This is a genomic window from Mycobacterium sp. E3339, from assembly GCF_001666915.1.
Classification (GTDB): Bacteria; Actinomycetota; Actinomycetes; order Mycobacteriales; family Mycobacteriaceae; genus Mycobacterium.
The window spans coordinates 19,845-27,329 of record NZ_LZIZ01000065.1; the positions used below are offsets into that span (position 1 = coordinate 19,845).

The 7,485-nt window shown below is 70.7% G+C and carries 7 protein-coding genes; 4 read left to right on the forward strand and 3 right to left on the reverse strand.

Translation table 11 applies throughout. From position 1 onward, the window contains the following. Positions 1-58: 58 nt before the first annotated feature. A complete protein-coding gene (locus A5702_RS05950) occupies positions 59-967 on the forward strand; it encodes an undecaprenyl-diphosphate phosphatase (RefSeq protein WP_055403630.1) in 909 nt (302 codons plus the stop codon). 9 nt (positions 968-976) lie between these two features. On the opposite strand, the gene A5702_RS05955 is transcribed toward A5702_RS05950, so the two are convergent. Next, a complete protein-coding gene (locus A5702_RS05955; RefSeq protein ID WP_068219054.1) occupies positions 977-1,477 on the reverse strand; it encodes a GNAT family N-acetyltransferase in 501 nt (166 codons plus the stop codon). Positions 1,478-1,580: 103 nt separating this feature from the next. Here A5702_RS05955 and A5702_RS05960 point away from each other — a divergent pair, with 103 nt between their 5' ends. The 3 genes from A5702_RS05960 (at position 1,581) to A5702_RS05970 (ending at position 5,728) form a co-directional block, all read left to right on the forward strand. Further along, on the forward strand, positions 1,581-2,429 hold the full coding sequence (locus A5702_RS05960; RefSeq protein ID WP_055403629.1) for an SDR family oxidoreductase: 849 nt from the start codon (positions 1,581-1,583) through the stop codon (positions 2,427-2,429). A gap of 75 nt (positions 2,430-2,504) precedes the next feature. Beyond that, positions 2,505-4,874, forward strand: a complete 2,370-nt coding sequence (locus tag A5702_RS05965; protein ID WP_068219057.1) for a phosphoketolase — start codon at positions 2,505-2,507, stop codon at positions 4,872-4,874. A gap of 110 nt (positions 4,875-4,984) precedes the next feature. After that, a complete protein-coding gene (locus A5702_RS05970; protein WP_055403627.1) occupies positions 4,985-5,728 on the forward strand; it encodes a CPBP family intramembrane glutamic endopeptidase in 744 nt (247 codons plus the stop codon). Between the two features lie 6 nt (positions 5,729-5,734). Here the strand turns inward: A5702_RS05970 and A5702_RS05975 are convergent, their stop codons facing one another. Then, on the reverse strand, positions 5,735-6,763 hold the full coding sequence (locus A5702_RS05975; RefSeq protein ID WP_067821190.1) for a zinc-binding alcohol dehydrogenase family protein: 1,029 nt from the start codon (positions 6,761-6,763) through the stop codon (positions 5,735-5,737). A gap of 47 nt (positions 6,764-6,810) precedes the next feature. Next, positions 6,811-7,110 (reverse strand): GlsB/YeaQ/YmgE family stress response membrane protein, encoded by a 300-nt coding sequence (locus A5702_RS05980; RefSeq protein ID WP_055403625.1) that lies wholly within the window; start codon positions 7,108-7,110, stop codon positions 6,811-6,813. Positions 7,111-7,485 lie beyond the last annotated feature (375 nt).

Sequence of the window (7,485 nt, forward strand, 5' to 3'; positions counted from 1 at the left end):
CAACTGGGCAAGCTGATTGGGTGGCCGAGCCGGCCGTCGGCTATCGTCGGCACCCGACATGAGCGCGCACCTGACCTACATCGAGGCCGTGGTGGTCGGCGCTTTTCAGGGCGTCACCGAGCTCTTCCCCGTTTCCAGCCTGGGGCACGCGGTGCTGGTTCCCGCGGTCGTCGGCGGGCGGTGGGCGCAGGACCTGAACGTCTCCGCGCCCGAATCGCCCTACCTCGCGTTCATCGTCGGCCTGCACGTGGCCACCGCCGCGGCGTTGCTGGTGTTCTTCTGGCGGGACTGGCTGCGCATCGTGGGCGGGTTCGTGTCGTCCTTGCGGTATCGCCGCATCCAGACGCTCGACGAGCGGCTCGCCTGGCTCATCGTGGGCGGCACCATCCCGGTGGGACTGGCCGGGCTGGCGCTGGAACGGACCTTCCGCACCACCCTGGGCAAGCCCATCCCCGCGGCGATTTTCCTGCTGCTCAACGGCATCGTGCTCTACGCGGGCGAGGTGCTGCGCCGGCGCGTCTCCCCCGACGACGCGCCGGTCACCGAACAGCCCGCGCACACCGGCGATGCCGTCGACAATCGGCTGGCGCAGCTGCCCCTGCGCCGCGGCGTCCTGATCGGCGCCGCGCAGATCCTGGCGCTGTTCCCCGGCATCAGCCGCTCGGGCATCACCATGGTGGCCGGGCTGTGGCGCGGCTTGTCCCACGAGGACGCCGCCCGGTTCTCCTTCCTGTTGGCGACGCCCATCATCCTGGCCGCCGGTGTGTACAAGATCCCGGAACTGTTCGGGCCCCGGGCAGCCGGGATCGGCGGCCAGGTGCTCGCCGGCAGCGTCGCCTCGTTCGTGTGCGCCTACCTGGCCGTGCGGTTCCTGACGCGGTACTTCCAGACCCGCACGCTGACCCCGTTCGCCATCTACTGCGCGCTCGCCGGCGGCGCCAGCCTGGTCTGGCTTGCCCTGAACTGACCGCCGCGGCTACGTCAACGCGCGCCGGTAACGCACCTGTCGCGCCTCGGTGTTCCCGAAAGCGACTGTGCGGCAAGCCCCGTCGGGTCGCCAGCCGTCGCGCGCGTAGAACCGTCGAGCGCGGGCGTTCGCGTCCAGCACCCACAGCACGGCGTCCGTCACCCCGGCCGCCCGCAGCCGCCCGCGGGCGGCCGCCACGAGCGTGCTCCCCACGCCCGAGCCCAGGCAGGCCGGGTCCACATAGAGCGCCATCAGCTCGCCGAGGTTCGGCAGGTCACTCAGGCCCGTAGTGGCGAAGCCGCGCACCGCGGAACCATCGATCGCGACCAACGTCGACGGCACCCGCAATCCCACGCGGCCGAAGGTGTACCGGCGGACCAACGCCTCGGGGGTGAGACCGTCCAGGTAGTCCCGGTCGATGAGCCCCCGATACGCCGACCGCCACGCCCGCGCGTGCAGGCGGGCCACCGCGCGGGCGTCCGCCGGGACCGCCACCCGCACCTCAATCATCGTTAGCAGTATTCGGCCACCCGGGTTGTTGCGCAGCCCCACGCCGAGTGTTGTGCTTACCGGATCGCGTGATTGACACCCGTCAAGAATCCGGAGGGCAGGAATGGCTGATACGGCGTCCATTGGGCTGAAGGTCCGCGGCAAGGTCGTGGTGATCACCGGGGGCGCCCGCGGAATCGGTCTGGCCACCGCGACCGCGTTGCACAAGCTGGGCGCCAAGGTGGCGATCGGTGACGTCGACGAGGTAACGGTGAAGGAATCGGGCGCCGGGCTGGACCTGGACGTGTACGGCAAACTCGACGTCACCGACCCGCAGTCGTTCTCGGAGTTCCTGGACGACGTCGAGCGCCAGCTCGGCCCGATCGACGTCCTGGTCAACAACGCGGGCATCATGCCGCTCGGGCGGATCGTCGACGAGCCGGACGCCGTCACCCGGCGCGTCCTCGACATCAACGTCTACGGCGTCATCCTGGGCAGCAAGCTGGCCGCCCAGCGCATGGTCCCCCGCGGGTCCGGCCACGTCATCAACATCGCCTCGCTGGCCGGGGAGACGTATATCCCCGGGGCGGCCACCTACTGCGCCAGCAAGCACGCGGTGATCGGGTTCACCGACTCCGCCCGGATCGAATACCGCCGGGCGGGCGTGAAGTTCTCGGTCGTCATGCCGACCTTCGTCAACACCGAACTCATCGCGGGCACCTCGGGCGCCAAAGGGATCCGCAACGCCGAGCCGTCCGACATCGCCGACGCGATCGTCAAACTGGTGGCGCACCCCCGGCCGCGCGTGCGGGTCACGAAGACGGCCGGCGCGATCATCGCGTCGCAGAAGTTCATGCCGCGTGCCGTGTCCGAGGGCCTGAATCGGGCTCTGGGCGGCGAGCACGTCTTCACCGATGACGTGGATGCCGAGAAGCGCCGGGCCTACGAGGCGCGGGCGCGCGGCGAAGAGTAGTCGGCGATCGCGAGCGCCAACACAAAGCACCACCGCGTCGAGCGCCGTTCACCGTCGGCGCGGACAATCGGGCGGGTGAGCCTAGAAACCCAGACAACCGCTCCCCTTGCCGACGACGAACTCGACCTGATCAACGCCTACTGGCGCGCCGCCAACTATGTGTCGGTCGGGCAGATCTACCTGCTGGACAACCCGCTGCTGACCGAACCGCTGTCGCCCGAGCACGTCAAACCTCGGCTGCTGGGACACTGGGGCACCACCCCGGCGCTGAACCTGATCTACGCGCATCTCAACCGCATCATCCGCGACCGCGACGCCAACGTCATCTACGTCACCGGGCCCGGCCACGGCGGCCCCGCGCTGGTGGCCAACGCCTATCTCGAGGGCACCTACAGCGAGGTCTACACCGGCATCGAGGAGGACGCCGAAGGCCTGCGAAAGCTGTTCCGGCAGTTCTCCTTTCCCGGCGGCATCCCCAGCCACGTCGCCGCCCAGACCCCCGGCTCGATACACGAGGGCGGTGAACTGGGCTACGCGCTGGTGCATGCGTACGGCGCGGCCTTCGACAACCCGAAGCTGGTGGTGGCGTGCGTGGTCGGCGACGGCGAGGCCGAAACCGGGCCGCTGGCGACCAGCTGGCACTCCAACAAGTTCCTCAACCCGGCCACCGACGGCGCGGTGCTGCCGATCCTGCAGCTCAACGGCTACAAGATCGCCAACCCGACCGTGCTGGCGCGCATCCCGCACGACGAACTCGAGGCGCTGCTGCGCGGCTATGGCTACCGGCCCATCACGGTCGCCGGTGACGATCCGGCGAATGTGCACCAACAGTTGGCCGCCGCGCTCGACGACGCCTTCGACGACATCGCGGCGATCCAGCGCGCCGCCCGCAGCGGCAACGGGACGCAGCGGCCCGTGTGGCCGATGATCGTGCTGCGCACCCCCAAGGGCTGGACCGGTCCAAAGGTGGTGGACGGCAAGAAGGTCGAGGGCACCTGGCGAGCGCATCAGGTTCCGCTCGGCGAAACGCACGACAATCCCCAGCACCGCGCGCAGCTCGAGGAATGGCTGCGCAGCTATGCGCCTCAGGAGCTTTTCGACGGCGACGGGGCGCTGCGCCCCGAGCTGCGTGCGCTGGCGCCGCGCGGTGACCGCCGGATGAGCGCCAACCCGCACGCCAACGGCGGCCTGCTGCTGCACGACCTCGACCTGCCGGACTTCCGCGACTACGCGGTCGAGGTGTCGCGGCCCGCCGCCCAGACGCACGAGGCGACGCGGGTGCTGGGCACCTTCCTGCGGGATGTCATCGGCCGCAACAGGGATCGGTTCCGCCTGATGGGTCCCGACGAGACCGCCTCGAACCGGCTGGACGCCGTCTATGGGTCGACGGCCAAGGTGTGGCTCTCGGAGCTCGGTCCCGACGACGAAAACCTCGCCGCCGATGGCCGGGTGATGGAGGTGCTCTCGGAGCACCTGTGCCAGGGCTGGCTCGAGGGTTACCTGCTGACCGGGCGGCACGGCCTGTTCAACTGCTACGAGGCGTTCGTGCACATCGTCGACTCGATGCTCAACCAGCACGCCAAGTGGCTGGCCACCAGCCGGGAGCTGCCGTGGCGAAGGCCGATCGCGTCGCTGAACTACCTGCTGTCCTCGCACGTGTGGCGCCAGGACCACAACGGCGCGTCGCACCAGGACCCCGGCTTCATCGACCTGGTCGCCAACAAGCGGGCCGAGATCACCCGGGTGTACCTGCCGCCGGACGGCAACACCCTGCTGTCGGTGGCCGACCACTGCCTGCGCAGCCGCGACTACATCAACGTCATCGTCGCCGGCAAGCAGCCCGCGCTGGCCTACCTGGACATGGAGCAGGCCATCGAGCACTGCGCCCGCGGCCTGGGCATCTGGCCGTGGGCGAGCACCGCGACCGCCGAACCCGACGTGGTGCTGGCCTGCGCCGGGGACGTCCCGACGCTGGAGACCCTGGCCGCCGCGGACATCCTCCGGCGCGAACTGCCGGAGCTGGCGGTCCGGGTTGTCAACGTCGTCGACCTGATGCGGTTGCAGCCGGAGTCCGAGCATCCGCACGGCCTGCCCGACCGGGAGTTCGACGCGCTGTTCACCCGCGACAAGCCGGTCATTTTCGCCTATCACGGCTACCCGTGGCTGATCCACCGGCTCACCTACCGCCGCACGAATCACCCGCACATCCACGTGCGCGGGTTCAAGGAGCGCGGCACCACCACGACACCGTTCGACATGGTGATGCTCAACGATTTGGACCGCTTCCATCTGGTGATGGATGTCATCGACCGGGTCGACGGGCTGGCCAGCCGGGCCGCGGTGCTGCGCCAGCGCATGGTCGACGCCCGGCTCGCCGCGCGGGTCTACACCCGCGAGCACGGCGAGGACGACCCGCAGATCGCCGGCTGGACCTGGGAGGGTTGACGCCTGACGCCGAGATTGCGGTGGTGGCTGCGGTTGGCGCGCGAACCACGACCGTGGCGGCAATCTCGCTGAACCCGGGGGTGCGCCCGGCGCCCGGGTAAACTGGCCCAATGCCCGACGCGACCGCCGCCGCCCCTCAGCACCCCGCAGCGGCGCACCGGCTCCGGATCCATCTGGACATCGCCGTCGTCGTGGCCGTCCTGGTGCTCACGAACCTGATCGCGCACTTCACCACGCCGTGGGCGAGTGTCGCCACCGTGCCCGCGGCCGCCGTCGGCCTCGCGATGTTGATGCGGGCCCGGGGCCTGGACTGGGCCGACCTCGGCCTCGGACGCGCCCACTGGAAGTCCGGGTTCGGTTACGCGCTGGCCGCCGTCGCGGTCGTGGCGGCGGTGATCGCCGTCGGGGTGCTGCTGCCCATGACGCGGCCGATGTTCATGAACCACCGCTACGCCACGGTCTCCGGCGCGTTGATCGCCTCGATGGTCGTCATCCCCTTGCAGACCGTGATTCCCGAGGAGCTGGCCTTCCGCGGGGTGTTGCACGGCGCGCTGCACCGGGCCTGGGGCTTTCGCGGGGTCGCGCTGGCCGGCTCGCTGCTGTTCGGCCTGTGGCACGTCGCCACGTCGCTGGGGCTGACCAGTAGCAACGTCGGCTTCACCCGGCTGCTGGGCGGCGGGTTCCTCGGGATGGTCGCCGGCGTGGTGGGCGCGGTGTTCGCCACCGGCGCCGCCGGCTTCGTCTTCAGCTGGCTACGCCGGCGCAGCGGCAGCCTGATCGCGCCGATTGCGCTGCACTGGTCGCTGAACGGGCTCGGGGCGCTGGCCGCCGCGCTGGTGTGGCACCTGACATAGGGCCGGTCAGACCAGCAGCACCGCCGCGCCGGCGATGCGTCCGGCGCTGAGATCCGCCAACGCCCGATCCGCCTGGGCCAGCGGGTATTCCGGGGTGGTCACCTCGATGTGGTGCGTGCCCGCGAAGTCCAGGAACGCGCGCGCGTCGGCCCGGGTGTTCGACGTGACCGAGCGGACCTGGCGTTCCTGGAACAGGTGGCGCTGGTAGTTGAGCACCGGGATGTCGGACAGGTGGATGCCGGCGATCGCCAGGGTGCCGCCGCGGTCCAACGCCTCCAGCGCGGGCAGCACCAGGTCGCCGACGGGAGCGAACAGGATCGCGGCGTCCAGCGGGACCGGCGGCGGGTCGGCCGCGCCCTGCGCCGACGCCGCGCCGAGCTCCATCGCCAGCTCCCGCGCCTCGGCGCCCCGGGTCATCACGTGCACCTCGGCGCCCTGCGCCAGCGCGACCTGCGCGGTGATGTGCGCGCTGCCACCGAAGCCGTAGAGCCCGAGCCGGCCGCCCGGCGGCAGCTCCGCCCGCAGCAGGGAGCGGTATCCGATGATCCCGGCGCACAGCAGCGGCGCCAGCTCGCTGTCGGTGTAACCGTCCGGCAGGGGGTGCGCGAAAGCGGCCGGGACCGTGGCGAACTCGGCGTAGCCGCCGTCGGCGTCCCAGCCGGTGTAGCGGGACTGGGGGCAGAGGTTCTCGTCGCCGCGGCGGCAGTACTTGCACACGCCGCAGGTGTGGCGCAGCCAGGCGATGCCCACCCGGTCGCCGACCCGGAACTCCCCGGCGGCCTCGGCGCCGACCTCGACGACCTCCCCCACCACCTCGTGGCCGGGCGTGACGCGTTCGCGGTGCACGGGCAGGTCGCCCTCGGTGACGTGTAGGTCGGTGCGGCAGACGCCGCAGGCCCGGACGGCGACCAGCAACTCCGACGGCCCGGGGCGCGGCACTTCGCTGGTGACCGGCTCGAGCGGGTCCGTGTTCATCGGGCCGGGCCGACGCACCCGCCACGCGCGCATGGTCGCGGTGGTTAGCGGTGACACCATCCGTCAATCATGCGTCAACCACCGCGGCCGCAACGCGGTAACCGCAATCAGGTGCGTCGCACCATGCCGACGATCCACAACAGGATCAGCGACCCCAGCAGCGCGGTGAAGAAGGTGAAGATGAGGCCGCCACCCGCGGTGTTGACGAAGAAGCTCAGGATGAAGCCGCCGATCAGCGCGCCGATGATGCCGATGACGATGTCCATCAGGATGCCGGCGCCGCTGCCCCGGATGATTTTGCTGGCGAGCGCACCCGCCAAACCGCCGATGATGATGTAACCGATGAGGCCGACGCTAGTGAATGTCGTTGAGCGGGCCAGGTATTCGGTAGCTGCCATGACGTCCATGCGGGTCTCCTTGCATTCGCTGGCAAAGCCCAGCGCGTCGCTGAGCCGTCATTTCGGTATACCCGCTCTGCGTAACGAAAAAGGTTCGCATTTAACGACGATTGGGCGCATGTTCCGCACGCCCGGCCGCGTCAGGCCGACTGCGTGCGCTGCGGCAACGGCGACGGGGTGGGGCTGACCTCGCCCGCCGGCGCGGGGGCCGGCGAGGGAGCCGCCGGGGCTCCCGGAGCCGGGGCAGGGGCCGGCGCCGCTGGCGCCGGTTGGGTGCCCGGAGCCGGTTGAGCGCCCGGCGCGGGTTGGGTGCCCGGAGCCGGTTGGGTGCCGGGCACCGCCGCGGGCGGACCAGCCCAAGGCTGGATCGACTCCGCCAACGCC